This window comes from Pseudoalteromonas denitrificans DSM 6059 (assembly GCF_900112265.1).
GTDB classification, from domain to species: domain Bacteria; phylum Pseudomonadota; class Gammaproteobacteria; order Enterobacterales; family Alteromonadaceae; genus Pseudoalteromonas; species Pseudoalteromonas denitrificans.
The window spans coordinates 1-1,223 of sequence record NZ_FOLO01000126.1 but is presented as its reverse complement, the minus strand read 5'-3'; the positions used below and the strand labels follow the sequence as shown (position 1 = coordinate 1,223).

The following is a 1,223-nucleotide window of genomic DNA, read 5'->3' as shown; positions in this document are numbered from 1 at the left end:
GCTAATACCTCTAACTTCTTCTGTATTTCCAAGTCTTCTGCTGCGAGTTTACTCGGCTCGCTGACCTCTGACACCTTGAGTTTTCGCCCAGCAAAGTGAGCAGTAAAGCCATTCTTGCTGGTTTTTCTTATTTCGATTTTTTGATTGGCAATTGAATGCTTAAGCGGTGAATCGATCAGATAAAACTTGTTACCATAGCTGAATGTATGGTCGTTTCGTATTTTGCGATGCTCTTTAATCACACAGATATCATTAAGGTTGATGTGTTTGCTCAGTGGTGTGAACTCTGATATTTGATGTTTTGATTTCACTTGGATGTGAGATTGCCAGAATTGCGGGATAAATACATGTTTAAGGTAAGCGTTGGCACTTGCTATGTCTTTGATGTTCTTCAATCTTAATTCTGGCACCAGTCGGTCTTGGAAGGTATCAAAAGCACGTTCAACTCGACCTTTACCCTGAGGTGAGTTGGCAAAGATAATCTCAACACCTAACTCTTCACAGGCACGCTGCATTTGCGAGAAATTACAACGTTTAGGGCCTCCAAAGATACCAGCTCTATCCACGTAAAGTGTTTTGAATAACCCCTTTGTTTCAATGCAATCTCGCATGACCTTCAAGCATCCCGCAGTGGTTTCAGATGGAAAAAACTCCGCATGAACTTCACTGGTAGCATCATCAATCATCGCAATTAAGCAATGCTTTTTATCACCAAACCAGCGATGAGGGCTACCATCCATTTGCATCATTAAACCTGGAGCTTCCATACGTTCTCTGCGTTTACGGACTTTACCTCGTCTACGTTTAGCACGTTTGACATGGTGAATCTCATGCGCCCAACCCCGCAGAGTTTCACGTTTTACCACAATGTTTTCATTAACCTCTAGCTGTTCGGCAAGATGGAGCAAATTAAAATCAAAATACTTATCTTTGATTAAGGTTTGCACTGCTTGTTTAATTGATGTTGATGTTTTATTTGGCGGTGACTTACCATTATTACCGTGAACAGCAAACTGAATACCGACTTGTTGATAGGCCTTTACATAACGCTCAATAGTGCGCCGAGACTTACTGAGTAATTTGGCCGCATTGGCAATTGTTATTCTATCTTCGATAACTTTAGCAACGATATCAACGGTGAGTTGAGCTTTAGAATCCATCACAATCATCCTCAACACCCCCTTAGTATTAAAAAGAAATAACACTAACAGAGATGTATAAAA

1 protein-coding gene is annotated in these 1,223 nt (G+C 40.7%); it reads right to left on the bottom strand.

The window, feature by feature from the left end; genetic code table 11:
- Positions 1-1,169: ISNCY family transposase (locus tag BM088_RS26915; protein WP_091992022.1), on the bottom strand; the 1,169-nt coding region annotated here is incomplete at its 3' end.
- Between the last annotated feature and the right edge of the window lie 54 nt (positions 1,170-1,223).